Consider the following 21086-nt stretch of genomic DNA (forward strand, 5'->3'; position numbering starts at 1 on the left):
CTTGTTATCTGTAATTCTTGCAGGAACAAGGCTGATGAACGTATGTATCAATGGTTGTGTTATTGGGACAGTATGGTGGATAGTGTGCCGCAACTTGTGTCGGACAGCCTGCTGAGAGTTGATCCTGAAGGTCTGAATCGATCTAACAGGGCTTATCACGGCCTGTTAAAGGTGATATCGGACGATAAGACCTATGTCAATTTCGCCAGCGACTCCCTGATAAACGCTGTCACCGATCACTATCGGCTTCACGATCCCAGAAACAGGAATTATATCCGCTCCCTGGCCTATCAGGGTATTGTCCGGACACGGATGGGGGTAAAAGACAGCACGGTGTATGAACCGCTCAGGGAAGCAGGTAAATTGTTTGCCTCGATGGCTAATCCGGATCCTTCGTTGGGATACCTGATCAACTATTTCCTTGGAAATATCCATTACAACAACCGGAATTACGCGTCGGCGGACGAGTACTTCCGTAAGACCCTCGACTATGCCCTTGAAGAGAGAGACTCCATCCACCTGTTCGATACCTACCTGGCGCTCTACTGGAATGAGATGGAACAAGAGAGATTTGCCAGAGGCAAGTTATACCTGGATACCCTCTCGTCCTTTTATAGCCGGTTGCCCGGGAAGGATTATTTTATCCTGAACGCGCAATCCATTTATTATGACGTGATAGGTGAACCGGAAAAAGCATTGGAACGGGAAAAGACCAAACTCCTTTTGTACAGAAATCAGGAGGAAAGTATTGAACTCTCGAGAGTCTATTATAATATTTCCTATAGATATGTCGGGCTCGAACAGTTGGATAGCGCCATGTTGTACGCGCAGATGGCAATAGATTGTATTGAAGATCCGTCTTTTATGCAGAATTATCTTTATTACCATAATGTAGCCAATATTGCCGAGAAACAGGGTAATTTTACCCTCTCCAACCAATATTTGAAAAGTGCATTCGAACTCTATAATAAATCCATTAGCGACCGATTGGATACCCAGATCGCGGAACTGGAAAAGAAATACGACCTGTCGGAGGCGGAGAACGAGGTGCTCAGGGCCCGCCAGCAGAGTCTTCTTGTGATTATCGGCGCGTTGATGCTGGTGATCGTGCTGGTCTTTATCCTGATGTACGCCTGGAAAGTAAGGCGAACCGCCCGGTTGAAACTGTTGAATGCCGAGTACAAGATGCGGCAGCAGGAACTGCAGGCCAAGATATTAAGGGAAGAGGCGGGCAAGCGCAAATGGCTGCTGCAACTCTACAGCCATATCTCGGGCAGGCTTGCATTCCTGCAGGGGGAAATTGAGACGCTTACCCAACGTTATATCTCTTCCCACCCGAAGGTTTACCGTGAGATGGAGAAAATATTGAAAAATACCGACACCGATTTGCGGGATATAACCAAAGCTGTCGCAACGGACGATGAAACTTTTTATGCCTATACCCGCCTGAAAGACGAAGAGGGCATATTGAATACTACCGAAAAAATGTTGCTGATGCTCCTGGCATGCGACGCAGATAACCGTCAGCTGGCTACTTTTATGAATACCAGTATGGAAAGTGTCAGGGTGAGAAAATCGCAACTTAAAAGAAAAATGCAGGAAAAAAATATGGATACGAGCCTGTTCCATGAGTGAAAATACCGGAAAGTGCCGTTAAATCTCTTCTCTTAAATTCATTGATAATCAATTGTTTGAATTCTTTTTGGCCGTTAAATTCCCGGCGGGGTATTGTTTTTTCTGTCGTTACTCTGTTATTTTGTGTCGGTAATCCATAATTAATTTCAAACAAAGTATCATTATTTAAAAAAGAATGGATATGAAAAAGACAATGGGGGTATTTTTCCTTATTACAATGTGTAGTGCGTTTCTGTTTTCAGTCTCCGCACAAAGCCAACTTTCGGACAGGATTAATTTGAGCCGCGAAGGAGGCACTACCCGAAGTGCAAGCGCGATGAGCAGCACGCTCGGCGTTCAACCTGCGGAACCGGTTGTGGAAGCATTCAATTCCCAAAGCGTGATTTCCATATCCGTACAGAACTATCGTGGTGGCGCATGGGTTGAGATCATCGGCCCGAGGGAAGTAAGGCAGAGTTATATCGAAGTGTATGACATGGGTTTTGGTGTAGTGAATCTTTCCGGCCTGCGCGCAGGACAATACACCATACGTATCACACTCGGATCGGAAGTATATACGGGCACATTTAAAAAAGCATCTTATGGACGCTAAGGCTAAAATAAACAAAGAAGAGGTACGCAAATATCTGCTGACGGATGTGGCATCATGCACATTTACTTTTTCTGACGGGTTGAAGAGCAAGGTCACTCCATCGCCCGACAATGAGATCGTACTTGTGAAACTGATCCCGCGTACTTCAAAATCAAAACGCTTTGAGGATAATGTGCTGAGCAATTACTCTTCGGCAAGAAATATGAATGAACTGGCTAGACTCTGTAAATATGACTGCCTAAGGACATTTACTCGCCACTTCAAGAAATGCTTCGGACAAACGCCCTATCAGTGGATGCTCGATCGTAAAATGGAAGAGATACAGTCTCTGGTGCTTAACTCTGACATTAGTATTACCGAGATATCCAGGATATATGACTTCAAAAGCGTGTCGCATTTAGTGAACGCATATAGTAAGAGATTTGGTATTTCACCGTATAAAAGCAGGTTCTCGAATGCTATCTGACTTAATCCTTTAATGCAGGCACAATCTTCGAATAGGTTTTGATTACTATTTCTTTGTGTGTCGGTGAAATCAAAAAAGCGCCACTCGTGAGGAGGGCGCTTTTTCGTTTTGTGACACAGGTTGGTCATATCCAACGCATATATGCGAAATCCATTCTGTGGGGCAAATCGGGATGTTTGGGATATACCCGCAAGCCATACTGGTGCGTACCCGGATCGTTCAACGCTTTGCGTGCTTCGAAATAAAGCAGTGATCCTTCGGTCTTGACAAGATCGAGCTCATAGGACTGTACAAACTGAGGCTCATTATTCATCGTGTCATGGTCTACCACCACACATTCCACACCCAGGTCGCATTTCAGGTCTTTTCTGTCGATTACAACCTGTCCGAAGACTTCATTGTGGCCATTGTTGAAATTGGCCTTCTGATTGGGATTGAATTCTAATTTGACTACCTCAAAGTGATCCCACTTCGATACCGTATCTGTTTTCCATTCCACGATCTCTTTGGCTTTCGCGTAGCCGTTCTCCTGAAGCAGGCGCGAACGCTTGGCCAGTTTGTTGTAGAAACGGTCGAAATAATCATCCATCATTCGTTTGGTGGTGAAGTGGGGCGCTATTTCTGCCATCGACTTCTTGATGTATTGTATCCACTCGTGCGAGTAACCATTGCTGTTATGCGCGTAATAGAGCGGAATGATCTCGTTTTCAAGCAGAGAGTAGATGGTGGAGGCATCCAGTTCATCCTGGTAATACTGGTTGTCATAAGTCCTTTCGTCGGTCAACGCCCAGCCGGCACCCTCTTTGTAACCTTCATACCACCATCCGTCGAGCACCGACAGGTTCAATACACCGTTCATCTCAGCTTTTTCTCCCGATGTTCCCGATGCTTCCTGCGCGCGGGTGGGGGTATTCAGCCAGATATCCACACCTGATACCAGTCGTTTTGCCAAACGCATATCGTAATTTTCCAGAAAGATAATCTTGCCCAGAAATTCCGGTCGACGCGATATCTCCACAATCTGTTTGATCAATCCTTGCCCTCCCCCGTCGGCAGGATGTGCTTTCCCCGCAAAAATAAACTGTACCGGATATTTTGGGTTATTTACAATCTTCGACAGACGCTCGAGGTCGGTAAATAGCAGGTGCGCCCGCTTATAAGTGGCAAAACGGCGGGAGAAGCCTATCAGCAATGCGTTGGGATTGACCTCTTCCAGCATGTTCATAATTCTTGAAGGGGCTGCCTGGTTTTTGAGCCATCCCTCTTTGAATTCAACCTGGATATAATCTACCAGCTTCTTTTTCAGATGCATGCGGAGTTTCCACAACTCGTCGTCACTCACGTTATAGATATTTTTCCAGATTTCGGTATTTGACTGGTCTTTGTAAAACGACTCGCCGAAATATTTTTCATAGAGTGCCTTTACCGAAGAGGTCGCCCAGCTGGGCAGGTGAACGCCGTTGGTCACATAACCCACATGCAACTCTTCCGGGAAATAACCTTTCCACACAGGCTGGAACATTTTTTGCGAGACAGTGCCATGAAGTTTGCTTACACCATTGGCTTCCTGCGCGGTATTCAACGCGAATACGCTCATGGAAAACTTTTCATGCGACCCGGGATTGTCGCGTCCCATATCCATAAATTGTTGCCAAGGAATACCGATACTTTGTATCATGGGTGCCATGTATTTGGTAATCAGAGGCTCATCGAAATAGTCGTGACCTGCCGGCACCGGTGTATGAACCGTATAGAGCGATGATGCGCGCACCACCTCTAACGCTTCCTGAAATGAAAGTCCCTCTTCAACCACGTAATCTCGCAAACGTTGAATGTTGATGAAGGCGGCATGGCCCTCATTCATGTGATAGACATCTTTGCGGATGCCGAGTTTCTTCAGCAGCAATATCCCGCCGACGCCCAGCAGAAACTCCTGTTTCATTCGATTTTCCCAGTCCCCTCCATACAACTGATGAGTGATGGGGCGGTCATACTCGCTGTTATGTTCGATGTCGGTGTCCATCAGGTAGAGGTTAATGCGTCCTACAGCCACTTTCCACACATTTGAATAGATCGGGCGGTCGTGGAAGGGCACTTCCAGTATCATGGGAGATCCGTCTTGGTTCATCACCTGGGTGATGGGGAGATTTCCAAAATTCTGCGCTTCGTAATTGGCGATCTGCTGTCCCTCCACCGAGAGGGTTTGCGTGAAGTAGCCATAACGGTATAGAAATCCAACCGCGGTCATATCCACATTACTGTCGCTTGCCTCCTTCAGGTAATCTCCGGCCAGGATTCCCAAACCACCGGAATAGATCTTTAAGACATGCGATAACCCGTATTCCATGCTGAAGTAGGCCACACTCGGCCGTTCACTGTTGTGCGGGACACCCATATAATCTTTGAACTGCTCATAGACACGCTGGATGCGTTCCATAAACTCATTGTCTTTCAGTATATTTTCAGTGACTTCCGAGCGTAAATTTTGTAATAATACGACCGGATTTTTTCCACTCTTTTCCCATTCCTGCGGGTCTAAGACCTCGAAGATGGCTTTTGCCTCTTCATTCCATACCCACCATAGGTTATGGGCAATTTCCTCCAGCGGACGTAGCTGCTCAGGCAATTCGGCGCCTACATGGATATCTTTCCAGATAGGAGAGTTTGAATAACTTGACTGAATGATCATTGCTGTTATTTTTATTTTCTTTTATATTTACTGTTTTAATAATAATCGCGCAAAAAACGAACAAAATATCCTATAGAATCCGCTTTTTTGTGATTTTATTTCTATACGGCAAGTATAACGCTTTTATTCTATTTTAAGTTTATAACGATACGATAATCTGATAAATGAGTTATGCAATGCTTTGCGATAAGCTTCCTCGTAATAGCGGATGAAATGTGCCCAGTCTGCCCTATCTGCCAGGGCAGCCGCGCTTTGCCTCAATAATTTCACCTGCTCGTTGCTTTTTAGTGACAGGTCATGGATGATTGCGGCAATTTCTTCCGCCACTTCCGCATAGTTATCATCGTCACGGTGGATTACCTCTATACCGTCGCCAATTCCTTCTTTCTTGTCACCCTCCTTTTTAGCCCAAACGCCAAATCCCGCCAATGTTGTGGTGATAGTGGGCACAGAAAAAGCCACGCTCTCATGGGGTGTGTAACCCCATGGTTCGTAATAAGAGGGAAAAACCGACATGTCGAACCCGATCAGCAGATCATAATAGGGAAGATTGAAAATTCCATCGTCTCCATTCAAATAGGAAGGAACAAAGATCATTTTCACCCTCTCTTTCTCCGCATTACAAAATCCCAAATGCCTGATCTGGTTCATCACCATATCGTGCTGTGGTTCCATCAGTTCGTGGGTGGTAAACGGACAGTCTGAAGAAGTGCTTTCCATGGACGAGTTCCCCGTTTGTGCGGGGTTATCTTCCCAAAGACGCGCCTGAAGGTCTTTCCGCGGCCCTTTCACCCAACCGGGCACCATGATGAAGGCGACGACGTCTTTTGTCTGTTGCGGCATTTTCCGCAGCAGGTTCATGGCATCGATAAATAGGTCGATACCTTTGTTTTTGTATTCATACCTGCCGCTGGTCGCTATCAGCAAGGCGTCAGGATGAATAGTATGTCCCACCATCTTCTCGGCCACGTTGAGCAGCATCTTTCGTGCCTTTTTTCGTGCCCGGCTGTGATGGGCCCCTTTGGGGATAAAATCTTTTTCGAACCCGTTGGGGGTGACCACATCAGGCTGTCGCTGCAGAAGGTGCGCGCATTCTGCCGCAGTGATATCACTCACGGTGGTGAAGCAGTCGACATGCCGCGCGGCTTTCTTCTCGATGGAATGCTTGGCCGTCATGTTCAATTTGCGCGCCATCTGGTCGCCGTTATACACTTGCAGATGATCATACAACGGAAGATGGTTGCCGGCAATTGAGCGGCCGATGGAGGTGGCATGGGTGGTGAAGAGGGTGGCGATCTTGGGCACATGCTTTCTGACATAAAGCGCTGTGGCACCTGTCATCCATTCGTTGAAGTGGGCGATCACATTCTCTGCTTCCAGATGATGGAAACGGTAAAAGCTCTCGATCACCAGTCCCGCGGCATAGGCGAACATGGTCGCTTCGTGATAGTCGCCATAGGCGGCAATCGAGTCAACACCGTAATCCATCCACATTTCTGTGTAGATGTCGTTTTGTTTTTCAAAAAACGCATTGAATCTCACCAGAAAGACGATCGGTTCTCCGGGTACTTTCCAGCGGCCGATCCGAATAGGCAGGTGCTGATTGATCGCGGCGAACTCACGCCATGACGAAAAGAGGGTTTCATCTTCCCTGAACCAGGGACTTTCCTGTTCTCCCCATACATCGGGGCCGATGAAGAAGATACGGTCTTTATGAATTTTCTGTAGAATATTGGCTCGTGTGGACAAGACGGTGTAAATACCGCCCACTTTGTTGCACACTTCCCAACTCACCTCGAAGAGGTAATCAGGTGTGCACCTGGCATCTATCTCCATATCTAATTATTTTCTTGTCTCTGGGGTACAAAGATACTAAAAAAATTGGCTTATCTTTGCACTTTCTTCTGAATGGTTGAAACAATAGACATTACCCAATTACAGCGGCTGATTGGAAAACATCCCAACCTGGCGGCGGCAAGCTCATTACTGAGAGAGATACAGGTTTTATCGGTAACGGGTTTGCACGGATCGTCGCGTGCTTTATTCGCCGGGGAATTATTTCACAAACACCCCCAGACTTACCTTTATATTTTAAATGACGCGGAAACCGCGGGCTATTTCTATCATGACCTGACCCAAATGATGGGTTCGGTTGACGTGCTCTTTTTCCCTTCGGCTTACAAGCGGGCAGCTAAGTACGGGCAGATAGACCGTGCTAACGAGGTGCTTCGCGCGGGGGTCTTAAGCCGCCTGCAGGATGGCTCCGGGCCATTGATCATTGTCAGTTATCCCGATGCGTTGACCGAGAAAACGGTTTCCCGTGAACAACTGCTGGATAACACGCTGAAGGTGGGGGTGGGAGACCGGATCGATAATGTTTTTGTGAGTGAAGTGCTCGACAGCCAGGGGTTTCAGGTAGTGGATTATGTATATGAACCGGGTCAATATGCCGTACGGGGAAGTATTCTTGATGTCTTTTCTTTTTCGAGTGAATATCCCTACCGTATCGACTTCTTTGGAGATGAGGTGGAGACCATACGCAATTTCGAGGTGGAAACACAATTGTCCAAAGAGCAGTTCAGCGAGATCCGGATCGTTCCCGAGTTTGGACGTGACGGATCTAAAGAGGCTTCGCTTTTCGGACTTCTTCCCGCTGACTCGGTGATCGGTACGGAAGATATGCGTTGGATTGCAAGCCGGGTGGAATCGATCCACGAGGATGAACTGCATGTCGATCCCAAGGATGAGGAATTTGTGAAGGCCGATCTACTTACAAAAAAGGATTTCTTAGAGAGTATCGGTTCGTTCCGGCAGATCCGTTTCGACTCCAGAATGTTGGATACTCCGGATGCTGTTATTGAGTTCAACACCTCGGCGCAACCTCTCTACCACAAGAATTTCGATCTTCTGGGCGAATCTTTACACCGGTTCATGAATGAGGGCTATGCAATTTATATATTGAGCGATAGTGAAAAGCAGCAGAAACGGCTTTTCCATATTTTTGAGGATCGTGACGATCCCATCCCCTTTATACCGGTAAACAAAACGTTGCATGAAGGATTTTCGGACGAGTCACTGAAAATATGTTGCTTCACCGATCACCAGATCTTCGACCGTTTTCATAAATACAGCCTGAAATCAGACAAGGCTCGATCGGGCAAAATCGCCTTGACACTCAAGGAAATAAACCAGCTCCAACAGGGAGACTATGTGGTGCATATGGATCACGGTATTGGCCGGTTTTCCGGGCTGGTACGCCTTCGCATCGGCGACAAGGTGCAAGAGGTTATCAAACTTCTCTATAAGAATAATGACGCGGTATTCGTCTCCATTCATTCCCTGCATAAGATATCGAAGTACAAAGGCAAGGAGGGAGAGGAGCCGCAACTGAATAAACTGGGCTCCGGAGCATGGGAGCGGGTGAAAGAGAGAACTAAAAAGAAGATCAAAGATATTGCCCGCGACCTGATCAAATTGTATGCCCAACGTCAACAGGAGAAGGGGTTTGCTTTTTCGAAAGATACTTACCTGCAGACAGAGTTGGAAGCATCGTTTATGTATGAAGATACGCCCGACCAGGTGAAAGCAACCCGCGAGGTGAAAGCCGACATGCAGAGCGGGCGACCCATGGACAGGCTGGTCTGTGGAGATGTGGGGTTCGGGAAGACCGAAATAGCGATCCGCGCTGCCTTCAAAGCGGCCACCGACGGGAAACAGACGGCCGTGCTGGTGCCTACTACCGTACTGGCCACACAGCATTACCACACTTTTAGCGAACGATTGGCTGATTTTCCGGTAAAGGTGGATTACCTGAGCCGCGCCCGTTCGGCGAAAGAGCAAAAAGAAATCCTCCTGCGGTTAAAGGAGGGAAAGATTGATATCCTTATCGGTACTCACCGACTGGTGGGCAAGGATGTGGAATTCAAAGATCTGGGACTGCTGATCATCGATGAGGAGCAAAAATTCGGGGTGTCTGTCAAAGAGAAACTCAAACAGTTGAAGGTGAACGTGGACACGCTCACTATGACGGCAACCCCTATCCCGCGCACGCTGCAATTCTCGCTGATGGGGTCGCGCGACCTTTCCACCATAGGGACGCCTCCTCCCAACCGCTATCCCATACAGACCGAGGTCCATACGTTTGATATAGAGCTTATCCGCGACGCGATCAATTTTGAATTGAACCGGAATGGACAGTTGTTTATAGTGAACAACCGCATCAGGAATATTTATGAACTGGAAGCCCTTATCAAGAGAGAGATGCCGGCTGTGCGCGTGGCAGTGGGACACGGTCAGATGGATCCGAAGAAATTGGAAGGTGTGATTGCCGATTTTATCAATCATGAACAGGATGTGCTGATCGCGACGACTATCATCGAATCGGGCATCGATATGCCCAACGTGAATACCATCATTGTGATGGACGCGCAGAATTTCGGACTGAGCGATTTGCACCAATTGCGCGGCAGGGTGGGTCGAAGCAACCGCAAGGCATTCTGTTATCTGCTGGCACCTCCGTTTTATATGCTCAGCAGTGACTCACGCAGGCGCCTTCAGGCTATTGAGAATTTTGCCGAGTTGGGGAGCGGACTCCATATCGCGATGCAGGACCTGGACATTCGTGGCGCGGGAAACCTGTTGGGCGCGGAACAGAGCGGTTTTATCGCCGACCTGGGATATGAGACTTATCAGAAGATATTGGCCGAAGCGGTACAGGAGTTGCGAAAAGATGAGTTCGCCGAACTATATGACACACAGCAGGCGGAAAGGGCCCAGAGACATGATTTTGTGGATGATGTCCTGGTAGAGAGCGACCTGGAGCTCATGTTCCCGGTGGATTATATCCCGAACGACGCGGAACGCATAGCCATTTACCGTGAGATGGACAATATGGAATCCGAGACGCAGATCATGGATTTTAAGAAACGTCTGGAAGACCGCTTCGGAAAAATTCCCGGGCCGGGCAGGGAACTCATCCGTATTGTGCGGCTTCGCCGTATCGCCAAGTCTCTGGGAATTGAGAAGGTAGTCCTGAAAAACGGACAGATGACCCTTTTCCTGATCTCTGATCCCGAGTCGCCCTATTACAATTCGCCGGTGTTCGACCGGTTATTGGATTTTGTACAGAAACAAACCCGTCGATGCCGCTTGCAGGAAAAAGGGGAAAAACGCTCGGTGGCGATCGGTCACGTAGAGACCGTGGAAACGGCAGTTGCTGTGCTGGAGGAGATTGGAGCGGGAAATCAAATCACAAAATCATAAGGACTGGAAAGATCCCTCACCATCCGTATTTTTACGTCTATCGAGTTGGAGACGAGGGAGTAGGGAACCACACTGCGGGTGAGCCATGCTCCGCCGCCAATTACCGAGTCATGGCCGACCACCGTCTTTCCCCCCAGAATAGTGGCATTGGCGTATATTACCACGTTGTCCTCCACGGTGGGATGTCGTTTCACGTCAGACAATTTCTTCTCTACATATAACGCGCCGAGCGTCACACCCTGATATATCTTTACGTTGTTACCGATCTGGGCCGTTTCACCGATCACGATCCCCGTGCCATGGTCCATAAAGAGATTTTTACCTATCCTGGCGGCGGGATGAATGTCGATGCCGACCTTTGAATGGGCGTATTCGGAAAAAAGTCTGGCGATCAGGGGTACACCCAGTCGATGGAGTTCATGTGCTATCCGATGCACACAGAGAGCATAAAATCCGGGGTAGGTGAGGATTACCTCTTCCAGGCTTTTGGCTGCGGGATCGGCTTTCAGATAGCAGGCCGCATCTTTGTAGAGCCGCTCGCGAAGCGAAGGGAATTGGCCGAAAAAAGATTCAGTGATCTCATCGGCTTTCCGCTCACCGGTAAGGGAGGATATATTGGCGTGAAGTGTTACAGCGGCTTCCTTTAGCTTTTCATGGATATCTACCGGTTCGGGGCAGTCGCAAATAGGGAACATCTGTGAAATAAGCGTTTCGACCACCTCTTCCAGATCACACTTGTTAACAGGAATGCGTATAGGTTGCGGGTTGAACTGCTGAATGAGTGCCTCAATCTTGTCTGTCATGAAAATAGGATGTTATTGTATGTTTTGTATTCTTTTTATCAATTCGTCTCCCAGCGCCCTTTTTTCTTCGATGTGCTTTAATGTGGCTATAACGAATGGGTTCTTGTCGAAAGCACCCCGTACGTATTCGAAATCCATGGCCCGGTCCTGGATATTGCCGTCGGCACCAAAACCGGTTTTGAATGAGAGGGAGAATTCTTTTTTCGCATCGCTGTAGATCATCTCGTCGAGACCGATTACCGCTGCTTTCCACTTTTCAACGATGGAGATCACATCAGATGCTGTAATCGCATCGGCTTTGATGCCGTAAAACGACTGAATCTTATCCCAAGCCCATGTCCATTCGTTTTCATAGTAGTCCTGGTGGAGTTTCCGGAACACATGATTGATCTCTTTCAGTTGGGTGATCTCTCCCGATTCGATTTTGCGGAGCAGATCGTCGATCTCCGATTTGGGGGCGATCAATCCCGAAACATCTACCCATTCTCCCAGTCCGGGCGCGTCTTGCGGGTCGAGCCGCTGCCTGATCTCTTCATTGCTTTTAAACCGGGTTTGCTCTAAACGCTTGATAAGCGAGTTGCCAAGAAATTTGTGGATAATGATCTCATAAAGCTTCAATCCCCTCAGTAGTGATGAATGGGTGATGACGCAACTCTGGAAGGTGTAAAATTCCGATGTTTCCCCGGCCGCGGCCTGAAGGTTTTTGAGAATCTCCATACCGGCAAACACTTTTTGGATCGTATAGGGACTGAGCAGGTTGAAATTGATGCAGTCGAGCCGGTCGGGATCTTTCCGGCGATCTCTCTCCGGCCATTTCTTGGCATCACGGATGGTACCCACACTACGTAAGTTCACACCCGGCGCGATATGGGTGCCGTTGTCTTTTTCCACAAGGTAGGAAAAAGGAAGATTCGAGGTGTCAGCATGTTGGGAATGGCGTCCCAGGATCAGGGAGAAGGGCCCCACCTTGGCGGGCCATAACACGTAAGAGTTGCTGGTCGTCTTGGCACCTCGTTCAATGATCCCCTGGTGGATAGGCCCCAGTTTATACATGTGGTTGCTCTGGTTAGAACCTGATCCGGCATTCATAAAGGAGAACATCCCCGCAATGAGCAGCGTGGATTTATGATGTGTGACGGTGTAGGGGCCTGCAAAAAGCGCGCAAGCTTCCCCGTTCTCACCCTGACAATTGCTGAAAAAGAGGGAGTCGGAAGCGGAATAGCCGTGATCAATATGACAGGCCTGGCCGATGAAACAGCGTGAAATAATAGAACCTCCGTCGATCGTGGAACCTGAACAGACAATGAAATCTTCGGCGATCACATTCCGTCCGATATAGACCGGATCATATTCATTGCTGTTGATACTGCCGTTTTTGAGTTTCATCGCGCCGGTTATTTTGCAGCAGGCCCCTATCCGCACGTTTTTGATATATCCGACGTTGACAATCATGCAATCATGCTCGATGATCCCCCTGTCGGATGAGTGCTTGTTGCAATAATTATCGATGATCGCCTTCATCCGTTCAACCAGTTTCGGGCGATGGCGATAAAGCGAGTAGATGTAAGCAAAATGGGCCGAGAGTTTGTCGTTGATATGTACTTCCCTCCCTCCGGTTTCGTTCAGCACATTGACCTGCACTCCGTTTCCAAAGGTCGTCATCCCGTCGACCAGGATTACATCTATATTTTGAATGAAACAATTATCACCGATAGTATAGTTGGCGATATAATTTTGCACATTCTCGATCATCACATTATCGCCTATGGTGCAGTTATGGATCACGGCGCGATAAATGCCGGCATGTTTTTTTAATCCACCGGGTAAAGAGAACACCTTCTCAAATATACCGAGCTGTACCCTGCCTGAAAAATGGCTCTCACGCACATAGCCAGGATCGAAACCTTCTTTTACGATAATCAAACCCCAGTCGGAACATCTACATCCGTTTTTTTCCAGCAGATGGATTTCGGACCGCGTTAAATTTCTGTGATTTTGCATAATTGAATGTGACTAATGTGCCAATGTGATTAATGTGCCAATGTGACTAATGTGAAGAATGTGCCGGAGAAAGTTTTTTTGATCAATCTGGAGTAAAAGAAAAAACGAGACCCGGGAAGGGATGTCTCGTTCTCCATCTCATTTATTGTTCTCCTTGAGTGCGTCAAAAATGAGCTTTTCGAGTTCCTCAGCCAGTTCGGGATTATCTTTGATGGCTGCCTTTGCTGCATCGCGTCCCTGCCCCAGCTTTGTGTCATTATAACTGTACCATGAACCGCTTTTCTTGATGATGCCCAGATCGGATCCCAAGTCGATAATTTCACCTGTGCGCGAAATTCCTTCCCCGTACATAATATCGAACTCGGCTTTACGGAACGGTGGGGCCAGTTTGTTTTTCACCACCCTTACCCGGGTAGGTTTCCCGATCTGTTCTTCACCATCCTTGATTGCAGTGCCGCTACCGCGGATATCCAGACGTATCGATGCGTAGAATTTCAAAGCATTGCCTCCGGTGGTTGTTTCAGGATTACCGAACATTACTCCGATCTTCTCTCGCAACTGGTTGATGAAGATACAAGTGGTGTTGGTTTTACTGATGGCTGAAGTGAGTTTCCTGAGCGCCTGCGACATCAACCGTGCCTGCAGTCCCACATTGGAGTCACCCATCTCGCCTTCTATCTCCTTTTTGGGGGTAAGTGCCGCTACCGAGTCGATCACTATGATATCTACCGCCGAAGAGCGGATCAACTGTTCCGCAATCTCTAACGCTTCTTCACCGCTACTCGGCTGTGAAATAAGCAGTTCGTCGGTGTGTACACCCAGTTTCTCGGCATAAAAACGGTCGAAAGCATGTTCGGCATCGATAAAGGCCGCCACACCCCCCGCTTTTTGTGCTTCTGCAATCGCGTGAATGGCAAGAGTGGTTTTTCCCGATGATTCGGGTCCGTAGATCTCAATGACACGCCCGCGCGGATATCCGCCCACACCCAGCGCCACATTCAGGGCAATGGAGCCGGAGGAGATGACCGGCACCTCTTCCACTTTCTCGTCGCCCATCTTCATGATAGAGCCTTTGCCGTAGGTCTTTTCAATCTTGTCCATCGCTGCACGCAGCGCTTTCAGTTTTTCACTGTTCTTGTTATCTTTTTCTTCTGCCATATTGTGGTTATGTTTAATTTTTGTAGCTTGTGCTCATTGCCGGTTTATTGTTCACTACCGGCTTCCGTTCTCTCTAATATTTGCGCGGTTTCCTCCCCTGGATTGCCCCGCTGTTACCGGTCTCCCATTCTGATCCATGCCCCATGTCTCGGCTATTTTGTCACCAATCTGTAATGCCATTCATCCTTTGTTTGGTGTGATTATTTCCCAAAGGTAATAAAAAATAAAGAGATGCCATGAAGAGAGGCGGGCCAATTTTTACGCTAACCGGTACATTCCACCGGGTAGCGATGTCACAATATTTTTTACTTCCAGCTCCAATAAAGTCATAAACAATTCCGACACCGGAATGTTGAGTTCGATGGCCAGTGTGTTCACTTGGATAGGGCCGGCTTTGCTGATTTTTTCGAATATTACCGCTTCTTCTTCCGATAGGTCGGGAAAAAGCGCCTGCTGTGCCGGAAGAGGTTGTTTCTCTTCCGCCTCCCATCCCATGTGTGAGACAAAACCGTCGATGCTTTGCAAGAGGATTGCTTTGTTGTCTGATATTAACCTGTTACAACCGGTCGACATTTTGTCGGAGATACGGCCGGGCAAGGCGAACACTTCACGGTAATAGGAGTTGGCTATGTCGGCAGTGGTGAGCGATCCTCCTTTTTCGGCCGATTCAATGACTACCACCGCGTCGGCCATGCCGGCGACGATACGGTTGCGCTTCACGAAATTATGCTTGTCGGGATTGGTGCCGCTGGGAAATTCGGTGAGGAGGGCGCCGTTGTGGAGCATCTCGACGGCTGTCTGCCGGTGAATCTGCGGATACACCCGATCCAACCCGTGGGCCAGTACAGCTACCGTGGAGAGGTTGTGCTTGAGGGCTGCCCGGTGGGCGCAGATATCGATACCGTATGCCAGGCCACTGATAACCTGCATGTCGGGAACTCTGCGAGATAGTTCCTCAATAAATTCTTTGCAAAAATCTTCACCATAGCGGGTGGCATTACGTGTACCTATCACGCTGATGGTCTTCTGGTGATTCAAATCGGTATTCCCTTTGACATAAAGCAGTAGCGGAGCGTCGATACACTGGGTAAGCCGTTGGGGGTACTCTTCATCGGTAAAGAAAAGGAGCCGTAGTTTATTCTCCTCCACGAATTCCAACTCTTTTTCGGCTCTTCTCAGTACATCGGCATCACGAATCTCCCCGATCAGCCGCCTGGAAATACGGGGAATGGCTTCCAACTTACGGACATCCTCTTTGAAGATCGCTTCTTCGTCGCCGATCACCTGCATCAAGGCGCGGGCATGCATCACCCCCACACCTTTGATCTGCGTGAGCGCTATCCGGTATAGAGACTTGGATGTGTTCATAGGGGGGGGATTAGAACTTAGAACTTAGAACTTAGAATTGAGAACTTGGAACTTAGAACTGGGAACTGGGAAGGGGAGAAGGCCATTAATCACATTATTCCCATTATTCCCATTATTCCCATTGGCACATTAGTCACATTAGTCACATTAAATATTCCGCAAACGCTTCGTCGAACACTTCGGGCTGTGATAACTTGCCGTTTACCAGATTCACCACCTCAATTTTCGCTTTGGCACACACTGCATTATCCGACAGGCGAATGATTTTCTGATGGAAAATATATTTCACTCCCGTTTTTTCGATATGGTGCACAGTACAGTTGAACTCATCCATTCCGACCAGGGGTATCTTGTAGCGGATCTCCACCCGTGAGACTACCGCATCGATACCCTGCAGATGTAACTGGTGAAAATTGAGCCCTGCCTTTTCCAGAAATTCATGCCGCGTCACCTCAAAATAGTGTTGATAGTTGGCGTTATTCACATGTCCTTGCACGTCGCACTCGTAATCCCGCACTTTCATCTTGTATGCAAAAACCGGATCCATGGATTTCATCTCCTTTCTTTATGATATATTCGCTTTTAGACTGTTTGAGACTTAACCCTCAACCACTCTCTCGCATTGGCGAATGCTTCCATCCATGGAGTTACTTCATGCTTGCGGTAAGCGTGGGGATACCATGCGTTTTGCCAGGGGAAGATCGAACGTTCGGGATGCGGCATCATGGCCAGATGGCGCCCGTCGCGTGAGCAGACCGCGGCCGTGGCATAGTCGGAGCCGTTGGGATTACCCGGGTATTGGTCATAGAAGTATTTTGCCGCGATATGGTAAGCCGATTCGGCTTCGGGGAGATCGAAACGGCCTTCGCCGTGGGCTACCCAAACACCGAGTTTCGTGCCTTCGAGCGATTTGAGCATGACCGATTCATTTTTTGGTATCTCCAGACTGACGAAAGCCGATTCGAATTTGTGGGACAAGTTGTGGCGCATCTTAGGATGGTTATCTCCCATTTCTGGGTAGATCAACCCCAACTCCATCAATAATTGGCAGCCGTTACAGATGCCGAGGCTAAGCGTGTCTTCACGCGCAAAGAAGTGGCTCAATGCCGCTTTTGCCTTTTCATTATAGCGGAAGCCACCGGCCCATCCTTTGGAGGATCCCAGCACATCGGAATTGGAGAATCCGCCGCAGAAGACGGCGAACTGCACATCTTCCAATGTTTCGCGACCGGAAGTAAGATCGGTCATATGCACATCTTTCACGTCAAAACCGGCAAGCCAAAGTGAGTAGGCCATTTCCCGTTCGCCATTGGTGCCTTTTTCGCGGATAATGGCGGCGGTGAGTCCCGATCTCTCCTGCCTGTGGGGATTCAGTCCCATCTCTTCCATCTTTCCCGTAAAGGAAGGGTTGAAACCGAACTGAAGCGGTTGGTTCTTATAATTCTCGAACCGTTGTGCGGCACAGGCTTCGCCACTTTGTTTCCGATCGAGCAGGTAAGAGGTTTTATACCATACCTCCCGTAACCGGTCGATAGCGAACTCTTTACGGAAGGTGTCTTTGGAGATTACCAGTTTGCGTTCTTCTATCGGGCGCGCTACGATAGCGGCTCCCACACCGTAATCCTGCAGGATCTTTTCCACCAGGCGATGATGTTTTACCTGAATGATCACCCCGGGATTTTCGGAGAAGAGGATTTTTATCAGGTCTGCATGGCGTATCTTGTCGAAGCGTGCTTCCAATCCTCCCCGGGGGTTGGCAAAGCACATCTCCAGCATGGCGGTGATCATCCCTCCGGCAGAGATATCATGGCCGGCGAGGATCAATCCGCGGTTCACCAACTCCTGCACTGCCGCGAAGGTGTTCTTGAAATATTCGGCATCGGTCACCGTAGGCGCTTCGTCCCCGATCTTGCTCATTGTTTGAGCGAATGCCGATCCTCCTAATTTGAAAATGTCGAATGAAAAGTCGATATAATAGAGGTAGGTGCCTCTTATGTAAGCCAGTACCGGTGACACGATCTTGCGGATATTTTTCACTTCGGCGGCGGCGGAAATAATGACCGTCCCTGGTGAGTAGACTTTGTCGTGGCCGTATTTCTGTGTCATGGAGAGAGAATCTTTTCCTGTAGGGATATTGATACCCAAGTCGCAGGCAAAGTCGGAACAAGCTTCCACCGCTTTGTAAAGACGGGCATCCTCTCCGGGATTGCGGCAGGGCCACATCCAGTTAGCGCTGAGGGAGACAGTTTGTAATCCGTCGGCAAGCGGGGCGAACACGATGTTGGTAAGTGCTTCGGCGATTGCCATCATCGATCCGGCGGCAGGGTCAATCATGGCCACTTGCGGGGCGTGTCCCAGCGACGTTGCCATACCGGCATAACCGTTATAGTCGAGCGCAATGGCACCGCAGTCGCTCAATGGCAGTTGGATCTCACCCTGGCATTGCTGACGGGCGATTTTCCCGGTAACAGACCGGTCTACCTTGTTGGTAAGCCAGTCCTTGCAGGCAACTGCTTCCAATTTGAGCACGTTCTCGATATATGTTTCCAGTAATTCCTGATCATATTCCGGGGCACTGTATTCTTCAGTGACACTGGTGTCCTCCATGATGGTGACGGGTGGTTTTCCGAAGAAATCCTCCAGTTCCATATCGATGGGGCAGGCACCGTCGGGCTGGCGGAAGGTGAATCTCATATCGCCGGTAGTCTCACCTACCACATACATGGGCGAGCGTTCGCGGGAGGCAATGCGTCCTATCCGTTCTATATCCTTTTGTTCCACCAGTAAGCCCATCCGTTCCTGGCTTTCGTTGCCTATGATCTCCCGCGCGGAGAGGGTTTCGTCTCCGACAGGCAGTTTGCCCATCTCAATGATACCCCCTGTCTTTTCCACCAATTCCGACAGGCAGTTGAGGTGGCCTCCCGCTCCGTGGTCGTGAATGGAAACGATGGGGTTTTCATCCGATTCGGCCAGGGCACGAATCACGTTGGCTACACGTTTCTGCATCTCAGGGTTGGCGCGCTGCACGGCATTCAATTCGATACCGGCAGCGTATTCACCGGTGTTGACCGATGAAACGGCGCCGCCACCCATGCCGATACGGTAATTGTCACCGCCGAGCACCACTACTTTTTCGCCCCTTCGCGGATCTCCTTTTTTTGCGTCACGCTTGTTGGCATAACCCACACCGCCGGCCAGCATGATTACTTTATCGTATCCGAACTTCTTGTTGTTCTCGGCATGCTCCAAGGTGAGCACCGATCCGCAGATCAGCGGTTGTCCGAATTTGTTGCCGAAGTCGGACGCTCCATTGGAGGCTTTGATAAGGATCTGTTCGGGTGTCTGATAAAGCCATTTGCGTGATGGCACCGTTTGTTCCCATGCGCGTCCTTCTTCGAGACGGGGATAGGAGGTCATATAAATCGCTGTGCCTGCCACCGGAAGCGATCCCTTTCCCCCCGCCAACCGGTCGCGGATCTCACCGCCCGTGCCGGTGGACGCACCGTTGAATGGCTCCACCGTGGTGGGGAAGTTATGAGTTTCGGCTTTGAGTGAGAGCACGCTTTCTACCTCTTTGGTTTGGAAAAAATCGGGTTTATCACCGCTTGCCGGGGCAAACTGTTGTATGGTAGGGCCTTGCACAAAAGCCACATTGTCTTTGTAAGCCGATACAAGGCTGTTGGGATTAACGGAAGACGTTTTCTTGATCAACTGGAACAGGGTCATCTCTTTTTCTTCACCATCAATGACGAATTTACCGTTAAATATTTTGTGTCGACAATGTTCTGAATTTACTTGTGAGAAACCAAACACTTCACTGTCGGTGAGCTTGCGTCCCATTTTCCGGCTGACAGCGTTGAGGTAATCGATCTCCTCATCGCTCAATGCAAGTCCTTCCGCCTGATTATAAGCTGCAATATTGTCAATATATATGATCGGTTCGGGCTCCTTGTCAATAGTGAACACAGATTGATCCAGCTTGTCATACCTGCGTTGCAACATCGGATCAAATTCCGCTGTATTGTCGTCACTATATGGCCTATATTCCTCGACACGTGTGATTCCCCCGATACCCATGTTCTGGGTGATTTCCACCGCGCAAGTGCTCCATGGAGTGATCATTTCACGGCGCGGGCCGATAAATGATTGGTCGATACTTTTTACGGGGAGTAATTCAGCCTCGCCGAACAGCCATGTCAGTTTTTGAATCTCCTCAGTGGAAAATTCCGCATTGGTTTGTAGGGCGATCACGCTTTGGGAGTGAGTTCTAAAAAATGTAATCATATCTGTCAATCTATTCAACTTTCATCCATTTGAATTGAGAGACAAAGTTAGTGAACATTTTCGTTAAGCAAGAGCAGAATAAATTTATTTGTTTTGCCGAGCACAGAAAATGTCTAATGTAATTGAACTTTTTCGATAAGCGGATAGAGAGCAAAACTTGTTTTGTCGATGTTGCGTAAAGAAAAAGTCTAAACATTCGTGAACTTTTCCCATAAATGGATACAGAGGTACAACTTGTTTTGTATGTTTTGCATAATGGATGTACCTTTGCACCGGAAAAATTTGGAGTGATATCTATAAACAGCGATACATGTTCGAAACAATCGCCAAGGGGTTTGTTATTGGATTGTTGGTCTCCGCTCCTATGGGGCCTATCAATATGCTGGTCATTCAGCGGACACTCAACCGGGGATGGAGTCATGGTTTTGTGACGGGATTGGGTGCTATGCTGTCTGATCTGGTCTATGTCTTGACTACATTAGTGGGGTTGAGTTTTATCTCCGATTTTTTTGATAAATATGAGCAGGTTATACAGGCCATGGGAAGCATCATTCTTGTTTTATTCGGCATCATGGTATTCCGTTCCAATCCTTTGAGAGAATGGACTCCCGATAAACTGCCCCGGGAAACACGATATATGAGAGATTTTGTCACGTCGTTTTTCCTCACCTTATCCAATGTGGCGATTATTTTAATACTCATGGGGATTTACGCCCGTTTCTCATTTAACCCTTTGGCGGACGGAAGCAGGTTTTTTGCCGCCGGGTTGGCCGCGTTTACCGCTGCCACATTTATATGGTGGTTCTTTCTCACCACTTTGGTTGCCCG

The 21086-nt window shown here is 48.5% G+C and carries 14 protein-coding genes; 5 read left to right on the forward strand and 9 right to left on the reverse strand.

What is annotated here, in order from left to right; all coding sequences use genetic code 11:
• Positions 1 to 42 precede the first annotated feature (42 nt).
• From D7D25_RS15510 to D7D25_RS15520, 3 genes are all read left to right on the forward strand, one after another.
• A complete protein-coding gene (locus tag D7D25_RS15510) occupies positions 43 to 1635 on the forward strand; it encodes a hypothetical protein (RefSeq protein ID WP_148038955.1) in 1593 nt (530 codons plus the stop codon).
• 181 nt (positions 1636 to 1816) lie between these two features.
• Positions 1817 to 2227, forward strand: a complete 411-nt coding sequence (locus tag D7D25_RS15515) for a hypothetical protein (RefSeq protein WP_148038956.1) — start codon at positions 1817 to 1819, stop codon at positions 2225 to 2227.
• Entirely contained in the window at positions 2217 to 2693 is a 477-nt protein-coding gene (locus D7D25_RS15520) for an AraC family transcriptional regulator (RefSeq protein ID WP_122969840.1), read from the forward strand. Before D7D25_RS15515 ends, D7D25_RS15520 begins: the two co-directional genes overlap by 11 nt.
• 124 nt (positions 2694 to 2817) lie before the next feature.
• On the opposite strand, the gene glgP is transcribed toward D7D25_RS15520, so the two are convergent.
• Both glgP and D7D25_RS15530 read right to left on the reverse strand, forming a co-directional pair.
• Positions 2818 to 5382: an alpha-glucan family phosphorylase gene (glgP, locus tag D7D25_RS15525; RefSeq protein ID WP_122969841.1), complete on the reverse strand. Its 2565-nt coding sequence runs from the start codon at positions 5380 to 5382 to the stop codon at positions 2818 to 2820.
• Between the two features lie 123 nt (positions 5383 to 5505).
• Entirely contained in the window at positions 5506 to 7218 is a 1713-nt protein-coding gene (locus tag D7D25_RS15530) for a glycogen/starch synthase (protein WP_122969842.1), read from the reverse strand.
• A 72-nt stretch (positions 7219 to 7290) separates the two neighbouring features.
• On the opposite strand from D7D25_RS15530, the gene mfd reads away from it, so the two are divergent.
• Entirely contained in the window at positions 7291 to 10644 is a 3354-nt protein-coding gene (gene mfd / locus D7D25_RS15535) for a transcription-repair coupling factor (protein ID WP_122969843.1), read from the forward strand.
• Here mfd and epsC read toward each other — a convergent pair.
• The 7 genes from epsC to purL form a co-directional block, all read right to left on the reverse strand.
• A complete protein-coding gene (gene epsC, locus D7D25_RS15540; protein WP_122969844.1) occupies positions 10626 to 11447 on the reverse strand; it encodes a serine O-acetyltransferase EpsC in 822 nt (273 codons plus the stop codon). The genes mfd and epsC overlap by 19 nt on opposite strands.
• 12 nt (positions 11448 to 11459) lie before the next feature.
• A complete protein-coding gene (locus tag D7D25_RS15545; protein WP_122969845.1) occupies positions 11460 to 13448 on the reverse strand; it encodes a DUF4954 family protein in 1989 nt (662 codons plus the stop codon).
• A gap of 138 nt (positions 13449 to 13586) precedes the next feature.
• Positions 13587 to 14606, reverse strand: coding sequence for a recombinase RecA (gene recA, locus D7D25_RS15550; protein ID WP_122969846.1), 1020 nt, complete (start codon positions 14604 to 14606; stop codon positions 13587 to 13589).
• Positions 14607 to 14660: 54 nt separating this feature from the next.
• On the reverse strand, positions 14661 to 14786 hold the full coding sequence (locus tag D7D25_RS18605; protein ID WP_255417346.1) for a hypothetical protein: 126 nt from the start codon (positions 14784 to 14786) through the stop codon (positions 14661 to 14663).
• Between the two features lie 78 nt (positions 14787 to 14864).
• A complete protein-coding gene (gene dprA, locus D7D25_RS15555) occupies positions 14865 to 15974 on the reverse strand; it encodes a DNA-processing protein DprA (protein WP_185140276.1) in 1110 nt (369 codons plus the stop codon).
• A 142-nt stretch (positions 15975 to 16116) separates the two neighbouring features.
• A complete protein-coding gene (locus D7D25_RS15560; protein WP_122969854.1) occupies positions 16117 to 16521 on the reverse strand; it encodes a thioesterase family protein in 405 nt (134 codons plus the stop codon).
• Positions 16522 to 16556: 35 nt separating this feature from the next.
• A complete protein-coding gene (gene purL / locus D7D25_RS15565; RefSeq protein ID WP_122969847.1) occupies positions 16557 to 20258 on the reverse strand; it encodes a phosphoribosylformylglycinamidine synthase in 3702 nt (1233 codons plus the stop codon).
• A gap of 310 nt (positions 20259 to 20568) precedes the next feature.
• Here purL and D7D25_RS15570 point away from each other — a divergent pair.
• Positions 20569 to 21086, forward strand: a 518-nt coding sequence (locus D7D25_RS15570) for a LysE family translocator (protein WP_122969848.1), incomplete at its 3' end; no start/stop codon positions are given.

The organism is Proteiniphilum sp. X52 (assembly GCF_003712195.1).
In the GTDB taxonomy this organism is placed as follows: Bacteria; Bacteroidota; Bacteroidia; order Bacteroidales; family Dysgonomonadaceae; genus Proteiniphilum.

Excerpts from the sequence above, each read along its gene's own strand:
- D7D25_RS15560 (WP_122969854.1), bottom strand. The coding sequence starts at position 16,521 with ATGGATCCGGTTTTTGCATACAAGATGAAAGTGCGGGATTACGAGTGC.
- D7D25_RS18605 (WP_255417346.1), bottom strand. The coding sequence starts at position 14,786 with ATGGCATTACAGATTGGTGACAAAATAGCCGAGACATGGGGCATGGAT.
- epsC (WP_122969844.1), bottom strand. The coding sequence starts at position 11,447 with ATGACAGACAAGATTGAGGCACTCATTCAGCAGTTCAACCCGCAACCT.
- D7D25_RS15545 (WP_122969845.1), bottom strand. The coding sequence starts at position 13,448 with ATGCAAAATCACAGAAATTTAACGCGGTCCGAAATCCATCTGCTGGAA.
- D7D25_RS15530 (WP_122969842.1), bottom strand. The coding sequence starts at position 7,218 with ATGGAGATAGATGCCAGGTGCACACCTGATTACCTCTTCGAGGTGAGT.
- D7D25_RS15520 (WP_122969840.1), top strand. The coding sequence starts at position 2,217 with ATGGACGCTAAGGCTAAAATAAACAAAGAAGAGGTACGCAAATATCTG.
- D7D25_RS15510 (WP_148038955.1), top strand. The coding sequence starts at position 43 with ATGTATCAATGGTTGTGTTATTGGGACAGTATGGTGGATAGTGTGCCG.
- dprA (WP_185140276.1), bottom strand. The coding sequence starts at position 15,974 with ATGAACACATCCAAGTCTCTATACCGGATAGCGCTCACGCAGATCAAA.
- recA (WP_122969846.1), bottom strand. The coding sequence starts at position 14,606 with ATGGCAGAAGAAAAAGATAACAAGAACAGTGAAAAACTGAAAGCGCTG.
- mfd (WP_122969843.1), top strand. The coding sequence starts at position 7,291 with ATGGTTGAAACAATAGACATTACCCAATTACAGCGGCTGATTGGAAAA.
- D7D25_RS15515 (WP_148038956.1), top strand. The coding sequence starts at position 1,817 with ATGAAAAAGACAATGGGGGTATTTTTCCTTATTACAATGTGTAGTGCG.
- glgP (WP_122969841.1), bottom strand. The coding sequence starts at position 5,382 with ATGATCATTCAGTCAAGTTATTCAAACTCTCCTATCTGGAAAGATATC.
- purL (WP_122969847.1), bottom strand. The coding sequence starts at position 20,258 with ATGATTACATTTTTTAGAACTCACTCCCAAAGCGTGATCGCCCTACAA.